Source organism: Methanosarcina sp. 2.H.T.1A.6 (genome assembly GCF_000979455.1).
Taxonomy (GTDB): Archaea; Halobacteriota; Methanosarcinia; order Methanosarcinales; family Methanosarcinaceae; genus Methanosarcina.
On the sequence record NZ_JJOY01000047.1, the window covers coordinates 1 to 23,109 of the forward strand.

Annotated in this window: 18 protein-coding genes; 11 read left to right on the forward strand and 7 right to left on the reverse strand. The window is 42.1% G+C overall.

Features of this window, described 5'->3' with window-relative positions:
• Nucleotides 1-545 precede the first annotated feature (545 nt).
• Nucleotides 546-1,544 (reverse strand): DUF3344 domain-containing protein, encoded by a 999-nt coding sequence (locus tag EO98_RS13675; RefSeq protein WP_048140903.1) that lies wholly within the window; start codon nt 1,542-1,544, stop codon nt 546-548.
• A gap of 1,364 nt (nt 1,545-2,908) precedes the next feature.
• Here EO98_RS13675 and EO98_RS13680 point away from each other — a divergent pair.
• The 4 genes from EO98_RS13680 to EO98_RS13705 all read left to right on the forward strand — a co-directional run bounded on the left by EO98_RS13680 (nt 2,909) and on the right by EO98_RS13705 (nt 8,171).
• On the forward strand, nt 2,909-3,763 hold the full coding sequence (locus EO98_RS13680) for a MerR family transcriptional regulator (RefSeq protein WP_048140905.1): 855 nt from the start codon (nt 2,909-2,911) through the stop codon (nt 3,761-3,763).
• An 887-nt stretch (nt 3,764-4,650) separates the two neighbouring features.
• Entirely contained in the window at nt 4,651-6,144 is a 1,494-nt protein-coding gene (locus EO98_RS13690) for a PKD domain-containing protein (protein ID WP_082098620.1), read from the forward strand.
• 534 nt (nt 6,145-6,678) lie between these two features.
• Nucleotides 6,679-7,629 (forward strand): cache domain-containing protein, encoded by a 951-nt coding sequence (locus EO98_RS17555; RefSeq protein ID WP_052734525.1) that lies wholly within the window; start codon nt 6,679-6,681, stop codon nt 7,627-7,629.
• A gap of 110 nt (nt 7,630-7,739) precedes the next feature.
• On the forward strand, nt 7,740-8,171 hold the full coding sequence (locus tag EO98_RS13705; RefSeq protein ID WP_048140909.1) for a nucleoside deaminase: 432 nt from the start codon (nt 7,740-7,742) through the stop codon (nt 8,169-8,171).
• Nucleotides 8,172-8,280: 109 nt separating this feature from the next.
• Here EO98_RS13705 and EO98_RS13710 read toward each other — a convergent pair whose 3' ends face one another.
• The 4 genes from EO98_RS13710 to EO98_RS13725 form a co-directional block, all read right to left on the reverse strand.
• On the reverse strand, nt 8,281-8,574 hold the full coding sequence (locus EO98_RS13710) for an ArsR family transcriptional regulator (protein ID WP_048140979.1): 294 nt from the start codon (nt 8,572-8,574) through the stop codon (nt 8,281-8,283).
• Between the two features lie 75 nt (nt 8,575-8,649).
• Complete coding sequence (locus tag EO98_RS13715; RefSeq protein ID WP_048140911.1) at nt 8,650-8,865, reverse strand: hypothetical protein; 216 nt, start codon at nt 8,863-8,865, stop codon at nt 8,650-8,652.
• Nucleotides 8,866-9,199: 334 nt separating this feature from the next.
• Nucleotides 9,200-9,676, reverse strand: a complete 477-nt coding sequence (locus EO98_RS13720; protein WP_048140913.1) for a PepSY domain-containing protein — start codon at nt 9,674-9,676, stop codon at nt 9,200-9,202.
• A 141-nt stretch (nt 9,677-9,817) separates the two neighbouring features.
• On the reverse strand, nt 9,818-10,570 hold the full coding sequence (locus EO98_RS13725; RefSeq protein WP_235283624.1) for a hypothetical protein: 753 nt from the start codon (nt 10,568-10,570) through the stop codon (nt 9,818-9,820).
• A gap of 220 nt (nt 10,571-10,790) precedes the next feature.
• On the opposite strand from EO98_RS13725, the gene EO98_RS13730 reads away from it, so the two are divergent.
• Entirely contained in the window at nt 10,791-11,606 is an 816-nt protein-coding gene (locus EO98_RS13730; RefSeq protein ID WP_048140915.1) for an alkaline phosphatase family protein, read from the forward strand.
• Between the two features lie 33 nt (nt 11,607-11,639).
• Here the strand turns inward: EO98_RS13730 and EO98_RS13735 are convergent, their stop codons facing one another.
• Complete coding sequence (locus EO98_RS13735; RefSeq protein ID WP_235283625.1) at nt 11,640-13,370, reverse strand: PKD domain-containing protein; 1,731 nt, start codon at nt 13,368-13,370, stop codon at nt 11,640-11,642.
• A 749-nt stretch (nt 13,371-14,119) separates the two neighbouring features.
• Between EO98_RS13735 and EO98_RS13740 the strand changes: the two genes are divergently transcribed.
• The 6 genes from EO98_RS13740 to EO98_RS13770 all read left to right on the forward strand — a co-directional run bounded on the left by EO98_RS13740 (nt 14,120) and on the right by EO98_RS13770 (nt 22,095).
• Complete coding sequence (locus EO98_RS13740) at nt 14,120-14,674, forward strand: helix-turn-helix domain-containing protein (RefSeq protein ID WP_048140919.1); 555 nt, start codon at nt 14,120-14,122, stop codon at nt 14,672-14,674.
• 177 nt (nt 14,675-14,851) lie between these two features.
• Complete coding sequence (locus tag EO98_RS13745) at nt 14,852-16,525, forward strand: AMP-binding protein (RefSeq protein ID WP_048140921.1); 1,674 nt, start codon at nt 14,852-14,854, stop codon at nt 16,523-16,525.
• Between the two features lie 356 nt (nt 16,526-16,881).
• The gene (locus tag EO98_RS13750; RefSeq protein ID WP_048140924.1) at nt 16,882-17,130 is read left to right on the forward strand and encodes a ferredoxin family protein; all 249 of its coding nucleotides are present in this window, start codon (nt 16,882-16,884) and stop codon (nt 17,128-17,130) included.
• 22 nt (nt 17,131-17,152) lie between these two features.
• Nucleotides 17,153-18,208 carry a 3-methyl-2-oxobutanoate dehydrogenase subunit VorB gene (locus EO98_RS13755; protein WP_048140926.1) on the forward strand — a complete coding sequence of 352 codons (1,056 nt, stop codon included), beginning with the start codon at nt 17,153-17,155 and terminating at the stop codon, nt 18,206-18,208.
• 2 nt (nt 18,209-18,210) lie between these two features.
• A complete protein-coding gene (locus tag EO98_RS13760) occupies nt 18,211-19,656 on the forward strand; it encodes a 2-oxoacid:acceptor oxidoreductase family protein (RefSeq protein WP_048140928.1) in 1,446 nt (481 codons plus the stop codon).
• A gap of 1,401 nt (nt 19,657-21,057) precedes the next feature.
• Nucleotides 21,058-22,095: a cytochrome-c peroxidase gene (locus EO98_RS13770; RefSeq protein WP_255350283.1), complete on the forward strand. Its 1,038-nt coding sequence runs from the start codon at nt 21,058-21,060 to the stop codon at nt 22,093-22,095.
• A 421-nt stretch (nt 22,096-22,516) separates the two neighbouring features.
• Here EO98_RS13770 and EO98_RS13780 read toward each other — a convergent pair whose 3' ends face one another.
• Nucleotides 22,517-22,813: a DUF3303 domain-containing protein gene (locus EO98_RS13780; RefSeq protein WP_156161141.1), complete on the reverse strand. Its 297-nt coding sequence runs from the start codon at nt 22,811-22,813 to the stop codon at nt 22,517-22,519.
• Nucleotides 22,814-23,109 lie beyond the last annotated feature (296 nt).

Here is a 23,109-nt window from a genome sequence, read left to right on the forward strand (position 1 = left end):
TCAGACCAGGCCACGTTATTGAAGTAAAATTGCTCTGTAAAATATAGGACTCTTCGGAAGTAAAGAGCAGAACTGTTCAAAGCATTGAGAACTTTCCTCAAACTTGCAACCTTTTTACAACATCGGAGATTGGATCCTAATAGAAACCAAGTTTTTTGACCTGAATCAATTCTCTGAAATTAATTACTTCAAAAGTGATTGATATAATAATTGATATTTAAATTGATCTAAAAAATAAGAATATAATGTATTTATATGTGTGATAAATGCCACGAATATAAAAATAAGTAATAATCAATTCTTTAATATTTGTCCAAACATAATAAATAACCTAAATTCTGGCTCCTCATTATGTTGACTGCTGGATAGTTAAGTAATTACAAAAATGGCAACTATACACAAAATCCAAAAAATTGAGTAAGGGATAAGATGATCCCCTACCCATAAAATTAAAAAGTCGCGAAATTACCTATTTTGAGAAAAACACCTCCCTATTTTCACATATTAACGCGTTACTCAAGCATCTCACCAGTAAAATGATCTGGTTACGGTGTTATCTTCAATACTGCAAGGAATGGAGAGACATAGGATTCCGTGTTAGGGTTGACAGCAGGCCAGGCAGGATCATAGATCTCGGTCTCGTTGTTGTTATTGCCATGCCCTCTCCAGAAGACAACATAGTTACTTGAGTTAGTAACTGTTACATCAAATGCGTGCAAATCGAAGTTTTTAGTAGTGAAACCAAGAGTGTCGCAGGTTCCATTAGCGACATTATCCCCATCAAGCTTCTGCCCCCAATTTCCATTTAAGTCCCAATTAAAGTTGCTAAGGTTGTAGGGACTTCCACTCGCATCAGGGGGATTGAAATACAGGTAGTCTTTCTGGCTAGAGTCACCCGCAAAATACCCAACGGTCAGAGTGGCATTCCCTAATGAAGTATTGACAGCTCCGTTGAACCTGGTGATGTTGGCATCAAGGTCTGGATAGTAAGTACCTCCAGAAGTTACATTCTTGTGCAGGTTCAGGTTACCCTGGTTGATCCAGTACTGAGAAGAACTGCCGTTATTATAGGCAACAATAAGGACAGCTCCGTAGACGCGGCCGTCAAGTGCCGGGCTCCCTGGTGTGGTGGTTACTGTTGCTGTAATATTGCCATCACCATTTATGCCATACTGATTAATCAAATTAGTACAGTTGTAATGGATCAGATAGATTCCACTTCCACTGCAATCTACATTATTTGAGAGAACAGTTGAATTTGCCCGCAGAGTTTCATTGAAAAGCGAATAACCATCAAGGTTTGCTTCAGCCCGGCCTACACGGCTTGTCGATCCTCCCCATACTCCAACTTTCAACTCAGCCCACTCAACATCACCTGTTGGAACATTTGTGAATTTGGTGACAAAAGTGTTGGACTGATAAGAAGTACCCTGAAGTCCGGCATTGTCTCCGCAGCTAACGTAAACTTCACCGGTTCCACTCCTGATGGTATCAAGGGGGAATCCCTCATAGCTGTAATGTGCGCACGCTGGTGCGCAGAGCATGCAAAATATTAGTATTCCCAATATTCCGAGTCCTAATAGACTCGGTTTACCTTTTATTCCAGATATTTTCATAACCTATTCCTCAATTTGCCTAATCAGGCCATTTACAACCAGAAACAGGCCTCACAAATCCCATTCCTTGAATATAGATCCGCTAGTGTTTTTTGAGACTGGGCTGCGGGACTTTTTACAATGTCTCACACACCGTTTTTACGGACGTATTGATTTTCTGGTTAATGTGCATTACTCTGAAGAATTATATGAATTTTGCTCATAAATGTTACTTTTTTTTATATTTATCACATCAAAAGCTACTTTTATGCCAATATTTCATACCAATACATACTAATTATGTGATAAATAATAACTAGTGTTTTTCTGATTAGCAGATCTTTTTATCAACAACAAGAGGCCAGTAAATAAAAAACGTAGAACGAACCTGGTTCTGGCAGGTTTAGATTTATTCTGTAATCTTGAGATATGCTAAAAAACGTTATCCTCTGCGGCAATAATGTGATATAACAAATCTAAGGTTGTCACGTTTGATTATATTGTTAATTGTTGGACATAACTAATTATTCTTAAATTTTAAAAAATTTGAGCATATTAAATATTAGAAATTTAATTTATCATAATACATATTTATATAAATAATATAGAAAGTATTAAATAAGATCCTGCCGTATATACGCGCTCCATAACGGGGATTAATATAATTATCCGAAAAATACTCGCAATATGTCCAGCATGTTTCTCACCATATATGAGAAAATTCATCACTAGATAAAACTAATTTGAAAATTAGTAATATTATTTAATATAATACGTGTAGAAAAATATTGAATATAAGTTCCTCGTGATATTAATATAATCAGATTTAAAAACAGTGAAACTCCAGAATCTACCAGCTGATTAAACGAACTAACAATGCCTGGAATTCCTCACCTGTAAGTGCAGACATACGTAGAACTTCAGATTCATGAGTTCACAGAAAAATCCAGTACTCATTATTAGCTTAAGAGAGCTTGATAACATACTCCCTTACAGGAATTCATTTCAATTTTCATTTATACTTTAATCACTGTGGCGTTGCCGTTTCGAAGTCCGGTACTACGAACATTTGATACTCTCCGATCCAAACGTTGTGCCGGGTCAAGGGTAATGATTCCTCATCTATTTTTGCCGTCCTGTTGAGTAAACAATATAACTGTGGAACTTCAGACCGTCAGAACTCCACTCAAAAAGGATCAATAGAATAAACTAAAGAATAAAATCGCCAAAGACTCCGCATAAAAATCAAACCTTTCCCCGGGGAAAAGTAAGGCAGTTTATCTAACTTCAGGATAATTAAGGGGTTGAGCAAGATGTCAGTAGATCAGATCCCAATCGGTAAATTTTCCCTTATGACCCGTCTCTCCCAGAAAGCTCTCAGGCTCTATGACAGGAAAGGGCTGCTCGTTCCGGAAGAAAAAGATTCCTTTACAGGTTACCGTTACTATACGGTTCCCCAGATCGAGCAGGGAATGAAAATCAAGACCTTTACTTTCCTGGGTTTTTCCCTTGAGGAAACTTCCATGCTTCTGGACGCAGAAAGCGCAGGAAATTATGAGTTCATTGAGAACTGCTTCAGGAAGAGACTCGATGAGGTCCGGCTGGAGGTTGGGAAGTTGCAGAATATCGAGGGCATTTTGCAGGGCGCCTGCAAACATAGTGGAAAAGTTATGGAGATATTCAAAATGTCTGTTACAGAACCTGTTCTAAAAGAAGTACCCGAGATGCGGGTGATAAGCAAGCGTGAAAAAGGGAACTTTGTAGAAACTATAGGAAGGCTAATTAGTGAAATCTGTGCATGCGTCAGCAGCCCTGAAAACCAGCGGAACCGCGTAAAAACTACAGGTCCGATTATGTTCCTCTGCCACGATGATGAATACAAAGAAACAGGAGCGGATATAGAGATTGCCCTCCCGGTTACAGGAAGGATCTCAGTAGAAGACCAAAAAATGGAAATAAAGACACTGCCGGCTATAAGGGCGGTTTCCGTTGTCTATAGGGGCCCATACCATGGAGTTGAAGCAGCCTACAACAGGCTCTTTTCCTATACGGAAGAAAATAACCTGAAGACAGTTATGCCGAGCAGGGAATTATACTTTAATGACCCAGCCGAAGTCCCGGAAGAAGAGTTGATGACAGAGGTTCAAATTCAGGTCATAGAAAAATAATTTATCTACAGCGTAACTTATCTGTAGAATAATTTATCTGTAGAATAATTTATCTGTAGAATAATTTATCTGTAGAAAAATTTATATACAGCATAATTCTTGTGTAGCTCCAGACTTCTGGAGCAGTTCTCTTTTTCCCGGAAGAGGGGCTGCGATATATTTTCTTAGCTTTGTTACTTTTAAATGTTTATTCTAAAATATAATTGGTAAATCAAAATTCAGGTGGTAACCGCAAATTATTGATCAAAATGACAAGCACTTTCACTTTTTTGTCTGATCAAAAAAATGTATTATAAGTATCAAAGTTAAGAAAAAGAGAATATTCGGGGGGACATAAAGACCACTACCCTGACAATGTATACAGTTATATTATCCATATTAGTATTTATCGAAGAAACATTATTCAAGACGATGAGGAAGTTAAATATCTCTTTTGATTGAATTAAGGTATAATATTTTTGCTTATTTTTGTTTACAGTTTAAAGTGGTGTGAAAAATAAATTTGTTTTAGACATTTCTATAGAAACTTAACGATAGAATATAAGGCCTTTATTATTATAGAATCCGTATTAATATTTCTATAATTATTATATTTATTTAAATAATAGTATCTCTCTGATACAATTAGAAATAACTTTCACTGGCCATACAAAATAAGTATAAAATTTTACCAATAATATATTTTTTCAGAAATTAATTTGGATGATTTATTGGTAAAATAATATTTACCCAGCAAATCTGTCGAAGGGAATGGCTCAAAGAACCAGTTCAAAATTGTATCAAATTGAGCAAGAGTCTGGGGGTATACAATGGGAAAACAAACATCTGGCAGAACACAAAAGATACTTTGTGTTTTCACATTAATATTTGCAATATCAGCGATATCCATGGCAGTAAGCGCAGCGAACGGAGAAACACCAGAAGATAACATAACAGTACCAGAAGATAACGTAACAATACCAGAAGATAATGTAACCATACCAGAAGACAACATAACAATACCAGAAGATAACGTAACAATACCAGAAGATAACGTAACAATACCAGAAGATAACGTAACAATACCAGAAGATAACATAACAATACCAGAAGATAACATAACAATACCAGAAGATAACATAACAATACCAGAAGATAATGTAACCATAACGGAGGATAATGTAACCATACCGGAGGATAATGTAACCATACCGGAAATTAACGTAACAGTACCAGAAGTTAACATAACCGTACCAGAAACTAATGAAACTATACCAGTTTCCATAATTCCACCAACAATCGGAACCAGCAACGAGATATCTATAATTAACGAAACAACAAACACTACAGCCAGGGTGGATGTAGGACCCAACACTGGTGGAATTGCAGTCAACCCGAATGGAACAAACGTATATGTGACTGACCTCGTCAACAACACAGTCTCTGTAATTAACACGATAAACAACACCGTTGAAGCCACAGTTGATGTTGGACAATATCCAACCGGAGTTGCAGTCAGCCCGAATGGAACAAAAGTATATGTTACGAACTCTAACAGCAATACTGTCTCTGTAATTAACACGATAAACAACACTGTTGAAGCCACAGTTAATGTTGGACAGTATCCTGCTGGAATTGCAGTCAACCCGAATGGAACAAACGTATATGTGACTAACTTCATCAACAACACTGTTTCTGTAATTAACACGATAAACAACACTGTTACAGCCACAGTTAATGTTGGACAATATCCAACCGGAGTTGAAGTCAGCCCGGACGGAACAAAAGTATATGTTACGAACGCTAACAGCAATACTGTCTCTGTAATTAACACGATAAACAACACTGTTACAGCCACTGTTAACGTTGGACAGTATCCTGCCGGAATTGCAGTTAGCAAGGATGGAACATACATCTATGTGACGAATGTTATCAGCAATACTGTCTCTGTAATTAACACAATAAACAACACTGTTATAGCCACAATTAATGTTGGACAGTATCCTGCTGGAATCGCATGTGTGGGAACATACGTTTATGTGACGAATGTCATCAGCAATACTGTCACTATAATTAACACGATAAACAACACCGTTATAGCCACTGTGACTGCAGGAACCACTCCTGTTCCCACGGGGAAATGTGTGTGTCCTCTTCCGGTATTAAAACCACGTCCTGTTGCAAACTTCAGCAGCCAGGTCCTCCTCATGGTGCAGTTTAAGGACCTCTCGAAAAATGCAACTAAATGGTACTGGGACTTTGGAGACGGAACAAATTCAACAAAGCAGAATCCTCTTCACATATACAAAACCGCAGGAAACTACACAGTAAAACTAACAGCGACCAATAAATACGGCACAAGTTCAAAAACTGCTATAGTCAGTGTATGTACTGGTAAGTAAATGGGTAATGGAAAAATGCCATTTAACGTAACCAGAGAATCAGTCTAAGGTAAAGCAGCCGGGACACTAAACTTATTTTTTAGTGTAATTGCCTGGGAGTGCAGAGGGTCACGGTACCCTGACTTTATGTTGGGGATGAAGTGAACCCTCACCTTTTATTGTTTTTTTAAACCTCTAAATCATCACTTCTTTGTAAAATGAGTTTATTTTTTGGCACCACGATCATAATACTCTGCTACGAGGAGGAATACAAAGAAACCGATGTGACTATACGAAGTTTCAGAAGAAGAGCTAATGATAGAGGCCAAAACATGAATAAAAGATATTTAGACTGAAATATAAAGAAGGTCTGTTATATTTGTACCCCCACCCTGTTTAGAATATATTCAAAAAACACAAAGGGGGTGATGGGTAGTTTGCTCCAGATCATCCATTTTTTGAATTCCATAATATGTAGCTGAAAAGCCTCACTTTACTTTTATATATCAAAAAAGTTAAAGGGTTAATGATTTTGGTTTATTAAAAGGTGTACCTATGAATCCGTTAAAAAAAACAATCTGTGTTCTTTTTTTACTTACCTGTGTACTGATATGTACAGGATGCGTTTCAGAGAAACCTGTAGCAGATGAAGAGAACAGCTCACTGGCTGAGGAGGTAACCGGAACAGCCGCCAAAGAACAGGCAGGAAATCTCCGGGACGCCCCCAGTGAAGTTCTGCTTCGGAAAGAGTATATTGCTTCGAAGGTCAGGGATGCTGCTGCCCTTATCGAAGAAAAAGGAGAAGAATCATTCCCCGAATTCAGGCAGCCCGAAAGTGAGTGGTTCATGGACGACTTTTACATTTTTGTCTGGAAAACTGACGGCATGCGCCTCGTATACCCTCCCAACCTGAGCGGGGAAGGAGAAAACATGAGCGAGCTTCAGGACTCCATGGGAAAACCTATTGGTAAGCTCTTCATTGAAACAGCTCTCAGCAATGAGGGAGAGGGCTGGGTTTCATACTACTGGCCGAAACCCGGAGAAGTCGAACCATCCCTTAAATATGCCTTCATCAAGGGAGTTTCGCTTGACGGGGAGGACTGCCTTGTGGGCTCAGGGTTCTATGCCGATGACTACATCCTGACAAAAAACCTGGACGAATGTGAGCATTTCAGCAGGGAAGGAAACATTTTCATAAGCAATCTCTTTCACCCGGACCTTTATGAAAGGGACGTGTACCTCAATTACAGCATCGCCCATGCCATCATCAGGCCCGGAGAGGCTCTCGCCCCTCACAGGATGAAAAACCCCGAGATCCACTACATCCTGGAAGGAGAAGGAGTAATCTACATTGAAGCCCTGCCTGTCGACCTGAGGCCCGGGCAGATGGTATACATCCCTGCAAATGCAACTCAGTCAACCCTCAATACCGGCAGCATGAACCTGACCTTCCTTGCAATAAACGAGCCTGCCTGGAGAGCGGAAAACGAGGAAATTCTCGAGTGATCCGTTTGAATTTGAAGGACCCATTTGAAGAGCAGAAAGGCTTCAAACCTCTACGCTCTTCTTTCGGATCCGCTCCGACGCAAAAATGAAAAAGATAAAGAGGAGTAGCAATGGAAATATTCATGAAAGCTGCAATAGAAGAAACCAGAACCGGTTTGCTGGAAGGTGGAATCCCCATCGGCTCCGTCCTTATCAGGAACGGGGAAATTATAGGTAGAGGTCACAACAGGCGTGTCCAGGACGGCGACCCTCTTGCTCATGGAGAGATAGTCTGCCTGAGAAATGCAGGAAGGATCGTAAAATATCACGACACGGTACTGTACTCCACTCTTATGCCCTGCTACCTCTGCGCAGGGGCTGCCGTGCAGTTTGGAATTAAAAAAGTCGTGGTTGGAGAGTCAAGGACCTTCGAAGGTGCAAAGGAATTCATGGAAGCCCATGAGATAGAAGTCATCGACCTGGACCTGCCGGAATGCAGGGGAATGATGGAGGAGTTCATCGGTAAATATCCGGAAATCTGGAATGAAGATCTCGGGGAATGAGGGGCCGGGAATGAAGATGAGGCATCTGGAAGGATAAGAACTGCACAACTGGTACAAAAGCCTGATTCAGGCAATCCAATTGGTCAAAAGCCTGATTCAGACAACCCAATCATCCAAAAATCCTTACTAAGTCTTCCATAGAGAGGGAGACCTCAAACTCTTTCAACTTGAAAAATTTCTTGGCCCGCATATCGTCATCTTCGAGCCTGAGGTCACTCTCAACAAATCCGGCTTTTTCCAGGCGCTTCAAATGCAGGTTTACGACCTGCCTTGAGAGGTCCAGGTCCTTGGCGAGTTCGTATACATACCTCTCTCTCTCAGCCAGCAGGTAGAGTAGTTTTAGCCTTACAGGATGGGAGAGGGCTTCGCCAATTTCAACTATTTGCTGAAGTGATTTTTCCACCTGGTGCACCCTCACAGATTAATACAATTTCCTGATCGGAAATATTTTCGGAATTCGTTTCAAGCATATTAAGCTTCAGATTTCTTCCAGTTTGGATTTTATATCTTCAACTGTTTTTTTGATTTCTTGAATGTCTTTTTCCATCTTAATGAGTCGCTCATTATCTCTGGAAGCCGTGTATCCTGACCTATTAAGCATCACCATAACTACGCCTACAATGAGAAGGATAATAAGAATGTTCAGGAAAAAGCCCCAGAAAGAGCCATACATGCCGTACCCCATACCGTTCAAAATGTTCACCTCGAGAAAACCAGATTTATTTGTTTTATCCGTTTTGTAATCCGGTTAGTTATCCGTTTAGTTATCGTTTTGTAATCCGTTTAGTTATCGTTTAGTTATCGTTTTGTAATCCGTTTTGTAATCCGTTTTGTAATCCGTTTTGTAATCCGTTTAGTTATCCGTTTAGTTATCCGTTTTTCCTTATTCTACTTATTCTTCCTCATATACTGATCAACCATAAATATAAAAAATACCCGGTAGAGGGGGTCTAATATAAAACTAAAAACCTGAATAATTAACCTGAGGGGTTAAAACAAATAAAAAAAGGATGGTTTATGGTCGGAATTTAGTTGCCATATCCCATACAGTATCCGGATCCACGAGCGTATCCGGATCCACGGGCAAACCTGCCGCCTGTCTGAGCTCCTGCGGGAACGCCGTATCCGGTAAACACATCACCGGTGACTGCGTCGATTCTTGCCTGCGTGTAGACTCCGTCTTCGTCCTCATAGGAGACAATCCACCAGCGGTTCATCTGATATATGTCGTCTTTGGAGACGCCGTCATCAATCTCAGCCTTTGCGATTTCAAAAGCCTCATCTATGGTTTCAACTTCAAGTTCTACAGTTTCATCTGCATTGTAGTAAGGGCAAGAAGCGAAGTTGCCTGCACCAGATCCTGTATATCTGGCAGCCCCTCTATGCATGAACCCGGAGCCATAGTTTGCTCTTGTATCATCGGAAGCAACTGCACTGACAACTGCTGCTCCGAATGTACCTATAAGCAGTGCGGCCAGGAGAATTGCTATTATACTTTTCTTCATTTTATTTCACCTTCAATTTTTGCATTTTGTTTATATGTGCTTTAAGAATAATTCTCTTCACCATATGTAGTGGTTATACTACATATGTATCCGTAAAATGATATATAGGTTTTGGTCACTACTGCTGGTTTTTCCCGAAATTCAGCGGTACTTCTCATTTAGCCACCCAACAAGCGGCGGGATCCAGCAGAGATTTGCAGCAATGGTCTCAAGGGCGGTATAGGTCTGTGTTGTCGGGCTGAATCCCAGAACCCTTATCCCAAAAAGCCCAACAGGCACAAGCGTGATCACAAAAAGGCTTGCCAGCATAACCGGATGGCGGACATATCTGGAAAACCCGGCCTTCCACGAACCTTCGGCCCGCCGGAGGAAAAGCATGCCTGAGATATTGGCCCCGATCTGATCACTGAGGGCATAGAAGTATGGGATGTAAAAACCCTCGATACCGTAAACATCGACTCCAGCCAGCCGGCTCCCGAGGTCAATTATCCAGGGGACGGCGATCCCGAAAAACTTACCCCAACCGTAAGCTTCTGCCATGCTCCCTTCAGCCTTTCGGAGACGCTGGCGGATGGAAAAGATCCCTTCAAAGATACTCTCTCCTTCTCCGGCAAGGGTCCTGACAAGCCACTGCCCTATGGGACTCCTCTGGTAGCCCTGAGCATCCAGGAAAAACCCTGCAAGAAGCCCTAAAACATAGCCTGGAACTGTATATTTTATCAGCTCGGAGAATTCTTCCCCCTGTTCAGGGAATTCTTCTTCAGCAAGTACTTCTTCAGCAAGTTCTTCTTCAGCGGGTTCTTCTTCAGCAAGTTCTTCTTCAGCGGGTTCTTCTTCAGCAAGTACTTCTTCAGCAAGTTCTTCTTCAGCGGTTTCTTCATTTTCTTTGCCCATTCTTCCCCGTCCTGAAACTTATATGTCCCCTATTCAGAATAATTTATTCCTGCATCGTTTAAAAAAGATGTCAAAAAACGGGAGTTGTGACAACTGAAGAAAAACCTCAGAAGCTACGGGACAGAAGTTAAAGAAGAAATTGGTCTAAAATAGGCAGTGATATAGGTAGTGCTGGAAACACATATAAACTGCCTTGCCAGATAGTTAGACTGGAGAATATATGATAGTTCTTGAGTGCAGGACCATTGACATTGCCCCTACGATTTCGAGGTTGTTGAAAGTTCCTATGGTTCCGCCTTCGGGAAGGTCAATCCCTGAGGTCGAGAATTATGCAAAGGAAAGAAGCTGCGAAAAAGCAGTAATTATAGTAGTTGACAGCCTTGGATACTCCCTTTACAGGCACCTTTCTCCGACAATGAGGAACTTGCATGAGCTTACCGAAAAAGGGCTCCTGTTTAAGTGTAGGTCTCCGGCAACCATCACATCCCCTGCAATTGCTTCAATCTTTACAGGCTACCTGCCCGAGGAGCATAATATTTACTCAACAGCGGACATCTATTCCGAAAGGTCAAAAGACCCGGAGAACCCCAGATTAAAAAGTATCATGGAATGGGCTTACAGGGCAGGGATGAAAACCTCGGCTGTAATCGAGTTGAAAGGCGCCGAGAGTTTCAGGGGGAGAATAAAGGACTTTTACGGGGTCCCGAACTCAGAAGATATACTTGATTATGACCGCCGGATAACAGAGTATGCTTTACAATCTCTCAGGGAAAAGCCCGACATCCTGGCCGTACATCTTAGAGCCCTTGACCGTTACTCTCACAGGGTAGAGACATGGGAAGAAATGAAAAAAGCCGCAAAAACCATCGATAAAAACCTTGAAGAGATCTTTCGGAATGCAGATAAAGGTACCATTTTCTTCATCTGCGGGGATCATGCTGTTCACGGTGGAAAAAAGTGGTTAAAAAATGCCACGCACGAAGAAATCAAAAACCATGAAGATAACTATGTTGCCCTGATCGTGGGCTGCTACTGATAATGCTATCCCCTTTATCGGGAGATATCACTTTCACCGTCTTCTGCCTCTTTTCAAAACGGAAAGCATGAAAACTATCCCGGCAAGCCCGAGGAACGACGGAATCCAGGGGGCGATTCTCTTCTCCATTTCGGGTAAGGAATCCCCTACAGACCCTGGTAAGGAATCTCCTACAAAAGCTTCGATGTTTTTCTGAACCTTGAGAGTTTCGTTTTCCAGGGACAAGCCAGTTTCTGTAAGAATCTTTGAGCTGGTAGTGGAGATAACGGAATCTTTTATAGCCTCAAGTTCCTCCCTGTGGATAATCCTGGCATTCCCTGTCCCCTCGCCTCCGCCGTTAGCCTTTGATTCGGAGTTTTCAGTTACTTCTGCATCAATAATATTATCAACATCGCCGGATCCATCAGCAGTACCGCTTGCATCTCCTGCAATGGAATTTTCCAGACTACCTGTGTTTGCTTTACTGGAAATAAGTTCCAGGTCTCCTATGTCTTCTACTGCATCCGTATCTGTTTCATTAACAACATTAGGCCTATTGTTTTCATCAGAGATACTTCCTGCATTTACAGAATTTTCCGTACCATCCGAACTCCAGATACTTTTGGCAACCCCAACATCTTCCTCGCCAGCTTTCAGGACGTTTACAACTACAGATGTCGAAGAGGTTCCGTTTTCGTTTGTAGCTGTTAGGGAAATTGTATAATTCCCGGGACAGCAGAAGGTATGCTCAGGTTCCGAACAGCAGGATGTCTTGCCATCCCCGAAGTTCCACGTAACACAATCTGCGTTCTCGGAAATGTCAACAAATTTTATGACAAGAGGGACATGACCACCTGTGGAGTTATAAATGAATTGAGCTTTCGGAAGTATAGGACCGGATTGTTCGTAAGCGTTTAGAACATTTATAGGTACAGATGCTGAATAACTATCATTCTCGTTGCTGACAGTAAGAGAAACAACATAATTTCCCTCTTTAGAATAAGTATGTTGAGGATTCGGATAACTTGAGGCTTTACCGTCCCCGAAGTCCCACAACCTCGAGGTGGCATTTTCGGAAAAATCCTTGAACTTGACAGAGAGGGGAGCAGGGCCTTCTGTCACATCTGAAGTGAAACGTGCTTTTGGTAGTACCGGAGGTGTCTGAACATACTCCATTAAAGGCATGTAGTCTATACTGCCGGCTTCAGGGTTGACGGCATATGCAGCATCTCCTATTCCGTCTCCGTTTTCATCCGTTCCTTTATAATCACTCCAGTAATTGCCTGTGCCGCCATTCCAGACATTAAACTTATTATCCCTGGCATTTTCTGTGTTGTCGAAGTAATTGCCGCGGATAACATTATTCGAAGAAGCCACCAGTTTGATACCGCAGTCCAGGTTTGAATATACCATATTGTTGCTCAACCGGTTATTGCCGGATTCGAACAGGTAAATTCCTGCTTCCTGGTTTGAAATTTTGTTCCCGCTTATGATACAGTTTTCAGCCTTGTTAAGGAAAACTCCACATCGGCCTTCGGTTATCGAAAAATCGCTGATCTTTACATTATTGGCAACTATTTCAAACACGTAACTTCCGGTGGTCTCTCCAGCAATAAGAGTATTATCAGGATTTCTGGAGGCTGACTTTATGGTTAAATTATCTTTGTTAACGTAGATACTCTCATTAAATTCTCCGGATTCTACAAGGATAATATCTCCAGGAAATGCTTCATCTACCGCATCCTGGATGGATTCTCCCGGCCAAACACGAAATTCTGATGCCATTCCAGTATCCGAGATTAAAATCAGAATAAAAATTGCCAGTAAAAAGCAGGTTCGTCTGAAAGTTTGTGTTTGTGCCATTTCAGCCCCCATGGAGATACAGGAATTTTCTTAACAAGTTTTTATAAGGAAAGGATATAAAATTGTTGGTTTAATGAAATATTATGCAAAAGAAATTAAAATATGAACAAATAAAAAATTAAAATGAATACAAAGTATGAAGAATATCAGTTAAAATCAAATTGCTTGAGCCCATACACCCGGTTTCTCAGAAATTGTTGAGTCTCTTTTGGCTAGATTTCCTTGATCTAAACGATTGAAACTCTACTTTCGGTTTCCTCTGCGATTCTTAATATAATGCTTGATTATGTCAGCGGCACCTTTTTTTAAAAAGAAAAGGTTTTTTATCGGAAAAAATGAACACGACGAAAAACCGGTGAGGGTTCATTTTATCCTCCACATGAAAGCCGGGATATTTGTGGCCCTTCTATGATAAAAGAAAAATATCAGTTTTTGAAGACATCTGCGGATTTTAGTTACGGTTCAACAATTTCAAGTTTTGTCTTCTCAGGTGAAAAGTAATTACTCTGAAGATCCGTGAATGCTAATGTATATTAATTATAATTAGCAATGATTCTGGAAGAAAAATTTCCTACCAACATATTCCGTTAAGCCTGAATGGAACACAAAGGTTTTTAAGCAATTCTTCAAGTTAAATTCCCTAAATAAACCCAGCTGGAGTAGATTCAATTATGCAGGAAAAAATAAAGGAAATAGCATCTCGTGTCCGTGAACTTCGGGAACTGTCAGAGGTCTCGGTTGAAAAAATGGCAGAATCTCTGCAGGTTCCCAATGAGACCTACCAGAATTATGAAAGTGGAACTGAGGATATTCCGGCAAGTATCCTTTTTGAGATCGCACACAAGCTGCAGGTTGACATGGCCACCCTTCTTACAGGAGAAGAGCCTCGCATGAATATTTTTACAGTCACGAGGGATCGAAAAGGGGTAAGTGTTGAGAGGAGAAAACAATACAAGTACCAGAACCTTGCCGAGAAGTTCATCCACAAAAAAGGAGAATTTTTCATCGTTACGGTTGAGCCCAAGCCTGAGGGCACCAAACCCGGAACAAACTCCCACCCCGGACAGGAATTCAATTATGTGCTTGAGGGAAGCCTGAAGGTCTACATCCATAATAATGAGATCACTCTTAATGAAGGGGACTCCATTTATTTTGATTCCAATTATGAACATGCCATGGAAGCGCTGGGAGGAGAACCCGCTAAGTTCCTGGCAGTTATTATGTAACCTGGATTAAATGTAACCCGGATTAACGCATACCTGAATAATTCATGCAAAATCCGCATAAAAAATTCGAGATACAGGAAAAAACTCAGAGAATTTTTTGAAAATTAAATTCAGCCTCCTGAAGCCTGAATAACTATCTAAAACGTAGAAAAATATCAAATAAAACGGGTGTCCAGAATGACTTCCTTGCTGAGCCAATTTGTTTCCAAAACCGATTTTGAATCCTATGAGGATTTCCAGGAAAATTTCAAAATCCTGGTTCCTGAAAACTTCAACTTTGCCTATGATGTGGTCGATGCCTATGCAAGAGATTCTCCTGAGAAACTTGCTATGATCTGGTGTGATGACAATGGGGAAGAGAGAAGCTTTACTTTTAAAGACCTGAAGTACTACAGCGATAAGGCTGCAAATTTCTTTGCAAAACACGGCATCGGAAAAGGCGACTATGTAATGCTGACCTTAAAGAGCCGTTATGAATTCTGGTACTGCATCCTGGCCCTCCATAAACTCGGGGCTATTACTGTTCCTGCAACCCACATGCTGAAAACCCGGGACATCGTATACAGGATCGAAAAAGCCGAATTAAAGATGATTGTCTGTATATCAGAGGATTATGTTCCTGAACAGGTTGATGAAGCCCATTTAGAATGTGGGGATATCCCGCTCAAAAAAGCCGTTGTAGGAGGGGAAGCACGGGAGGGCTGGATTGATTTCAGAAAGGAGCTTGAGGAAGCTTCCCCGGTTTTCGAACGCCCGACAGGCGAGGCTGCGACAAAGAAAGAAGACATCTGCCTTGCCTACTTCTCCTCCGGGACCGCTGGTTTTCCAAAAATGGTAGAACATGACAACACCTACCCCCTCGGACATATCCTGACCGCAAAATACTGGCAGAATGTGGAGGATGACGGGCTGCATTACACCGTTGCAGACAGCGGCTGGGGTAAATGCGTCTGGGGCAAGCTCTACGGACAGTGGATAGCCGGCTGCGCGGTCTTTGTTTATGACTATGACCGGTTTGAAGCTAAAAACATGCTTGAGAAAGCCTCCGAGTATGGAGTCACGACCTTCTGCGCCCCTCCCACAATCTACCGCTTCCTGATAAAAGAAGACCTCACCCATTATGACTTCAGTACTCTGCAATATGCAGTCGTTGCAGGCGAACCCCTCAATCCGGAAGTCTTTAACCGCTTCCTTGAATTCACCGGAATTAAACTTATGGAAGGGTTCGGGCAGACTGAAACCGTTGTTACCATTGCGACCTTCCCCTGGATGGAACCTAAACCCGGGTCTATCGGAAAGCCCACTCCCGGGTTTAAGATTGAACTTATGGACAGGGAAGGCAGGCTCTGCGATGTTGGAGAAGAAGGAGAAATCGTAATCAACACAAAGGATGGAAAACCTGTCGGGCTCTTTGCCCACTATGGAAAAGACCCCGGAAGGACGGCGGAAACCTGGCACGACGGCTACTACCATACTGGAGATATGGGCTGGATGGATGAAGACGGATACCTGTGGTTTGTGGGAAGGGCTGACGACATCATCAAGACCTCAGGATACAAGGTCGGGCCCTTTGAAGTGGAAAGCGCCCTTATCCAGCACCCTGCTGTGCTTGAGTGTGCAATCACGGGAGTTCCGGACCCGATCAGAGGTCAGGTCATCAAGGCAACCATTGTGCTGACAAAGGACTACACGCCGAGTGAAGCCCTTAAGAAAGAGCTGCAGAAACACGTAAAAAATGTCACGGCTCCTTATAAGTATCCCCGGATTGTGGAATTCGTCCCCGAACTCCCGAAGACCATCAGCGGGAAAATCCGCAGGGTCGAAATCCGTGATCAGGATCAAAAACAATAAAAAATAAAAAATGATATATACAGCAGGAATACAGTTCAAATTTAAAAATCAAAGGAATATTCCCGACTGAAGATATACTCTGCCAGAAAAAGAGCAAAACGAAAGGAAAGAAATAAGTACCTTAACCTTTTCCTGAAAAGTTTGTTCAAAGAAGAGATCGCTCGGATTTACTCTCTTACAGATACTGTAATTCATACAGATACTGTAATTCAAGATTATACTATAATTAAAACAGAAGAGAATTAAAGAACATATAAGAATTCAGAAAGCCCCTTAAAAATGATAGGCTCTCCTGTCTGCCATAAAATACCGGCTGGAGAAAAACAGGGACTGGAAGAATAGAGTGAGGATTCTATATGGAAAAAAATGATAAAAAAGAACCGTACCCTGTTATCAACATTCTGGAGTGCAAGGCCTGTGGGCGCTGCCTTCTTGCCTGCCCGAAGGAAGTGCTTTTCATGAGTGAGGAACTGAACGCGCGGGGTTACCACTACGTAGAGTATAAAGGAGAAGGCTGCTCAGGCTGTGCGAGCTGCTACTATACCTGCCCTGAACCCCTGGCACTGGAAATTCATATTCCCCTGAAAAAGGAGGAAGCCGAATAAGGCAGGATAAGGAGGAAAAAAGATGGTAACACAACTCATAAAAGGCAACTCCGCAGTAATCGTCGGCGCACTCTACGCTGGCTGTGACTGTTTCTTTGGATACCCCATTACTCCGGCAAGTGAGATCCTGCACGATGCTTCCAGTTACTTCCCTAAAATTGGCAGGAAATTTGTTCAGGCCGAGTCTGAGGAAGCTGCAATTAACATGGTCTACGGAGGAGCGTCGGCCGGACACAGAGTCATGACATCCTCTTCAGGGCCTGGAATCAGCCTGATGCAGGAGGGAGTTTCTTACCTTGCAGGCGCAGAACTGCCCTGCGTGCTCGTGGACGTTATGCGGGCAGGGCCAGGGCTCGGGAACATCGGACCTGAACAGGCCGACTACAACCAGGTCGTAAAAGGTGGAGGACACGGAAATTACAGGACCATTGTACTTGCCCCCAATTCCGTGCAGGAAATGTGCGACTTTACCATGAAAGCCTTCGAGCTGGCTTTCAAGTACAGGAACCCTGCAGTCGTGCTTGCTGACGGAGTGCTCGGGCAGATGATCGAGTCCCTGAAGTTCCCTGAAAAAGCCCTTGTCCCGAAAACCGATGCCAGCTGGGCAGTCAACGGTACGGCAGAAACCAGGGCTAACCTGATAACCTCAATCTTCCTGGACTTCAATGAACTCGGAAAGTTCAATGAGAAGCTGCAGGCAAAGTACGAGCTGATAAAGCAGAACGAGGTAGACTACGAAGAATACATGACCGAAGATGCCTCAATTGTGCTCGTCTCTTACGGCATAAGTAGCAGGATCTGCAGGTCAGCCGTAGACCTTGCCAGGCAGGAAGGAATAAAAGTAGGGCTTTTCAGGCCAAAGACTCTTTTCCCGTTCCCGGAGGCTCAGTTGAAAGCCCTTGCAGATAAGGGATGTTCCTTTATCTCCGTGGAAATGAGCAATGGGCAGATGATAGACGATGTCAGGCTTGCTATCGGCTGCTCACAGCCTGTGGAACTGGTAAACCGCATGGGAGGAAACCTGATTACCCTCGACCAGATTATGGACAAAATCAGAAAGGTTGCAGGGGAGGCATAAAAATGGCAGTCGAAATCATTAACGGAGAAAAGGTTATCAGAAAGCCAAAAGCCCTGTACCCGGAATACCCCCGCAAAGGAGGGGCAGCTCCAACAGCCACCCACTATTGCCCTGGCTGCGGACACGGGGTTTTGCACAAGCTCATCGCTGAAGCGATTGACGACCTGGGAATCCAGGACAGGACAGTTATGATCAGTCCTGTGGGCTGTGCAGTCTTTGCTTATTATTACTTTGATGCAGGCAATATCCAGGTTGCCCACGGCCGTGCCCCTGCAGTAGGGACAGGCGTCTCAAGGGCTGAAGAAAATGCTGTGGTTATTTCCTACCAGGGCGATGGGGATCTTGCTTCAATCGGCCTGAATGAAACTCTGCAGGCTGCAAACAGGGGAGAAAAGCTGGCAGTCTTTTTCGTAAACAACACAGTCTACGGCATGACAGGCGGGCAGATGGCTCCTACGACCCTTATAGGGGAAAAGACCACCACCAGCCCTGAAGGCCGTGACCCCCGCTTTGCAGGCTACCCACTGCATATGTGTGAACTCATATCCAACCTGAAAGCTCCGGTATTCATCGAAAGGGTCTCGGTCTCGGACATCTCCCATATAAGGAAAGCCAGAAAGGCTATCAAGAAAGCTATGGAGATCCAGCGCGACGGCAAAGGCTATGCCTTTGTGGAAGTCCTTGCCGCCTGCCCGACCAATCTGAGGATGGATGCCGAACAGGCTATAAAGTTCATCAACGAAGAAATGGAACCGGAATTCCCGCTCAAGAACTTCAGGGATAACTCCGCAGAAGCCGAAACCCTCCACAGGGGCGTAAGCGACTTCACAACGGAGACCCTGGAAAAACTTTACGGGATTGAATCCGGAGCCGAGGAAAAACCCCTGAGAGCAGACTTTGCCCCGATCCAGACCAAGATCGCAGGTTTCGGAGGACAGGGCGTCCTGAGTATGGGAATCATACTCGCCCAGGCTGGGGTCAAGGCAAACCTTAACGCTTCGTGGTTCCCTTCCTACGGCCCGGAACAGCGCGGAGGGACCTCAAATTGTTCGGTTGTGATTTCTGGCCAGTCCATAGGTTCTCCTACGGTCTACACCCCTGACATCCTTATAGCCATGAACCGCCCCTCCCTTGAGAAATTCGAAAGGGCAGTAAAAGAAGGAGGCTTTATCCTCTATGACTCGACCATAGGCGAAGCCGAGACTCCTGCAGGCGTAAAAGCCGTTGCAGTCCCGGCAACCGAAAAAGCCAAGGAAGCAGGCGATGAAAGAGCCGCAAACTCCTTTATGCTCGGAGTCCTTCTGGGCCTGAACGTAACCGGCCTTGAAGAAGAAGCCTTCAAAGAAGCTCTTGCCGAAAACTTTGCAGGCAAACCAAAGGTTATCAAGTTCAATCAGCAGGTGCTCGAAGCCGGTGCAGAGTGGGCAAGAGAGAACGTTAAGGTATAAAAGTAAATATTTCAAAGGTAAAATATTTCAGCAACAGCAGGTGGAGAAATAAGTCAAATCCGCCTGCAGAAACTCTTTTTCATGTTTTTTGATAAAGGAATTAAGCCATTAAGAAAGGAAATTAATATTTTTAACTTTGCCCTTAATCTTCTTGCCGGTAATAAGGCTAAAGGAAACATTAAAATAGTTGTGAAAAGTCGTAATTTATGTAGAACGGCAAAACCCAATTCATCACCTCTCCAGCTTGATTTTGTCGTTCTTTAATACCTTCTTATATGCTTTTTTAACTTCTCGTGACGTAGAGCGGAAGCTCAAAAGGAGCGTAGCTGAAATAAAGGACTGTTAACACCGGTAAGCGTACTAATTAAAGAAAATCAGAGATTTAGGAACGGTCATAAGGTTTATTTAAAATAAAGACATTATAAAAAAGTAGGAATGTGCTTCGAAATTAGTTTAGAAGTAGATGGTAGGGTTCGAGTCCCTATTCTCGAGATCCCTACCTGCGATCCAACCCTAGATTGAGAGGAAACCCTATTACTCTCAACCTATTATATATTATAACGGGTCGGTGATATATATCATAACCGATCCAAAAAACCTTTTTTAATTCAAATTTTCAAGTTGGCATTATATTTTTATTGTGATTAAACTTTTAATGCCATTGAAAATATTAATACAAATGGCTTTTAGCAGATGTCTATTCAATTTTCACCATTTTTCCTGCTATTGGTTTTTCTGAGAACTATCCCAGTTATTCAAAAATATGGTTTTGAAATTTCCCACATATTTCTACCTCGTGTCTTCATTCAAAGCTTCCAATTCACATTTATCGAAGATTCAGTTAAAATAATAATTGCAGATTTTGGAGTAATTCCCCCAAAAACGATGGCAAGAAACCGGTTATTTTTTTGAGAACATCTGCGAAAGGTCAAGTGCAAATATAAAAACAGAATTATTATGATATCTTTATAAATATTCGGTTTTTATACTAAAGTTTCAGAGCTCAACTTAGATATTAATTTTCGATATTGTTATATATATTATGTATACTACACAGTATGGGTTTCTTATGGTTGGACCGCTGTACGAGATCTATCTAGGGGAGCGAAGGAGCTTGGAGATTGTCGATATTTCCTTAATTACAGGTACATTATAAAATTAGCATAGGTTCTGGAATCGATGAGCATAATAAAGTAGTATGAATAATTCCGGACAATAACTCCATGGAACTTAAAACATAATCATATAGGGCAAATCCTCATTTCCAGTTTGTTCTCCGGGAAATTTTTAAGAAATTAATATGGGGGATTTTTACTGAATAAGATAAAGTGGACTGGGATAACAACATTAATTTTAATCTTATCTTTAACAGCATTAACTACAACTGCTTCAGCAGGAGATCTGAGTCCGAAAGAGGAACTCGGGAAGCTTTTATACTTTGATGAAAACCTGTCAACGCCCAAAGGGCAGTCCTGTGCAAGTTGCCATGATCCTGAATTTGGTTTTGCTGATCCTGATCAAAACCTTCCTGTTTCACAGGGCGTACTGCCAAGGATGTTCGGGAACCGAAACTCACCAAGTGCTGCATACGCATCGTATAGTCCGGATTTTACCCATGCCTACGAAGACGACCAGATATTCTATTATGGAGGCCAGTTCTGGGACGGCAGGGCAGACAACCTGATCGAGCAGGCGAAAGGCCCATTCCTGAACCCTCTGGAAATGCATAACCCGAATAAAGTAACCGTAGTCAAGACTATTCGGATTTCAGACTATGCAGATCTCTTTGAAGAAGTCTACGGATCAGGTTCCCTGAATAACGTAGACACAGCTTATGATTATACAGCTGAGGCGATTGCAGCTTATGAAAGTTCTAAAGAAGTAAACAAGTTCAGCTCCAAATATGATGAGTATCTTGCAGCCGAAGGTACTCCTGCAGCTGAGGATATTCTATCAGAAGAAGAGCAGCTAGGACTCGAATTATTTGATGGAAAAGCCCTGTGTTCAGAATGCCATCCAAGTAGTGGGACAGAACCAGTATTTACGGACTTCACTTATGATAATTTGGGTGTTCCCAGGAATCCGGATAACCCATTTTATAGCCTGCCAAAAGCGTTTAACCCTCTAAGAAGTGCATATATAGACCTTGGACTGGGAGGTAGCGGTCGTGCTGGGGTAGATGCAGATGCTGAAAAAGGTAAAATGAAAGTCCCTACTCTCCGAAACATTGGAAAGACAGCACCTTATACACATAATGGATACTTCACTAATCTCGAAGACCTTGTACACTTCTATAATACGAGGGGTGTGGAGTCTGAGGGATGGCCAGCACCTGAAGTTGAAGAGAACGTTAATATAGAAGAACTGGGCAACCTCGGGCTTAACGATACTGAAGAAAAAGCAATTGTTGCCTTCTTGAATACGCTGGATGACAGATAATCGGAAAAGGGGTGCATATAGGATGGGTGTAACGGAATTAATTATAAGGGTATTATTTCTTACCTGTGTTGAAAAACCAGTTATATGCACCTCCAGTTGCATACGTCCTGCAAAAATAAAGGGGAATGATTCGGTTCGAGTAGTTTCATGATGGAGGCAATTTTCTATCTCAAGCCAGGAATGGTTCTGCCGAGTCCAATCACAATTATCTTTTTTATCTTTACCTCTAAATTATCTTTTTTATCTTTACCTCTAAAAAACCAGTTAAAAGGTAAAGGAGACATTAGAGCGAATAAGATGCCCGTCTGTGTATTCCGTGCTTATAATACCTCGAGTGACCTAAGTGTAGATATTTACATTCGAAACTATAACCGGATATTAAAAGTGTAATTAATTGCTGAGTTGACTATAATTGGTGAGTTTACAATAAATTTTCCGTGTATTTTGAGGCGAATTTTTTAAATTCTTCAACCCCTATGACAGGGAAGACGTCGACACGGCACAAATCGGTAAATAATGAATTGTAAGCCGTATAATCTTTTACGGACTTTACATCATATATAGTGATCACACGCCCTCCCCCTGCTTCAAACCACTGGTTAACAACTTTCAGTCCTTTTGGAGAACCCTTACTTTCCACCTGTTTCAACCGCTCATATAACTTAACACTGTTTTTAAGCTCAAATGTTGTTATGTCCAATAAAAGCATGTTTTTCATTTCCTTATAAGAGCTGGTATTAATATATTTTTGATGTAGTGGACGTCATATATAGCTATATCGATTTTGTATTATAGAAAAATTTTTTGAGGAAGATGAAAAATCTGGAAGATTGAATCTAAATAGGGATTGTTTTTAAATCTTATTTTTAAAATAGTTGAACCGGGAGATCTGCTTAAAACAAACAATGTGGATCTTGTTGTGCTCAATTTTTCAAAAGAAGCTGCTACATTACAAAATAGAAGCGTTTAAACTATCAAATAAAAGTGGCTAAACTATCAAATAAGACCGTACTG

What these genes read in the sequence shown, in the direction of transcription:
- EO98_RS13675 (WP_048140903.1), bottom strand. Translation starts at nt 1,544, where the DNA reads ATGCTCTGCGCACCAGCGTGCGCACATTACAGCTATGAGGGATTCCCC.
- EO98_RS13680 (WP_048140905.1), top strand. Translation starts at nt 2,909, where the DNA reads ATGTCAGTAGATCAGATCCCAATCGGTAAATTTTCCCTTATGACCCGT.
- EO98_RS13690 (WP_082098620.1), top strand. Translation starts at nt 4,651, where the DNA reads ATGGCAGTAAGCGCAGCGAACGGAGAAACACCAGAAGATAACATAACA.
- EO98_RS17555 (WP_052734525.1), top strand. Translation starts at nt 6,679, where the DNA reads ATGAATCCGTTAAAAAAAACAATCTGTGTTCTTTTTTTACTTACCTGT.
- EO98_RS13705 (WP_048140909.1), top strand. Translation starts at nt 7,740, where the DNA reads ATGGAAATATTCATGAAAGCTGCAATAGAAGAAACCAGAACCGGTTTG.
- EO98_RS13720 (WP_048140913.1), bottom strand. Translation starts at nt 9,676, where the DNA reads ATGAAGAAAAGTATAATAGCAATTCTCCTGGCCGCACTGCTTATAGGT.
- EO98_RS13725 (WP_235283624.1), bottom strand. Translation starts at nt 10,570, where the DNA reads ATGGGCAAAGAAAATGAAGAAACCGCTGAAGAAGAACTTGCTGAAGAA.
- EO98_RS13730 (WP_048140915.1), top strand. Translation starts at nt 10,791, where the DNA reads ATGATAGTTCTTGAGTGCAGGACCATTGACATTGCCCCTACGATTTCG.
- EO98_RS13735 (WP_235283625.1), bottom strand. Translation starts at nt 13,370, where the DNA reads ATGGCATCAGAATTTCGTGTTTGGCCGGGAGAATCCATCCAGGATGCG.
- EO98_RS13740 (WP_048140919.1), top strand. Translation starts at nt 14,120, where the DNA reads ATGCAGGAAAAAATAAAGGAAATAGCATCTCGTGTCCGTGAACTTCGG.
- EO98_RS13745 (WP_048140921.1), top strand. Translation starts at nt 14,852, where the DNA reads ATGACTTCCTTGCTGAGCCAATTTGTTTCCAAAACCGATTTTGAATCC.
- EO98_RS13750 (WP_048140924.1), top strand. Translation starts at nt 16,882, where the DNA reads ATGGAAAAAAATGATAAAAAAGAACCGTACCCTGTTATCAACATTCTG.
- EO98_RS13755 (WP_048140926.1), top strand. Translation starts at nt 17,153, where the DNA reads ATGGTAACACAACTCATAAAAGGCAACTCCGCAGTAATCGTCGGCGCA.
- EO98_RS13760 (WP_048140928.1), top strand. Translation starts at nt 18,211, where the DNA reads ATGGCAGTCGAAATCATTAACGGAGAAAAGGTTATCAGAAAGCCAAAA.
- EO98_RS13780 (WP_156161141.1), bottom strand. Translation starts at nt 22,813, where the DNA reads ATGAAAAACATGCTTTTATTGGACATAACAACATTTGAGCTTAAAAAC.